We start from the raw sequence: 255 nt of genomic DNA on the forward strand, positions 1-255 counted from the left end.
GGCTCTGACGCAACTTTGGTGCAGCCGTGGTCATATAACGCCGATCAGGCGGGCCTGAAGCAAGTCGAGCTTGGCGCGTCCGTACATTTGGCGCTTGACCAGCTTGAGCTTGGTGATCTGGCCCTCGGTCTGTCCGTTGGACCAAGACGTCGTGATCGCGGCGTTGACGGCAGCCTTGTCCTTGATGACACCGTTGGCAAAAGACGCGACGAGGCTTGCGCATGCTCGTTCCAGCCATGGGTCAAGATCTACGTG

General features: G+C 59.2%; 1 protein-coding gene. It reads right to left on the bottom strand.

The genetic code is table 11. The features are described 5' to 3' along the window. Positions 1-30 precede the first annotated feature (30 nt). The coding region (locus tag AC0L27_RS41430; RefSeq protein ID WP_473323918.1) for a transposase at positions 31-255 on the bottom strand (225 nt) is incomplete at its 5' end.

Source organism: Bradyrhizobium sp. Ken51, from assembly GCF_055807435.1.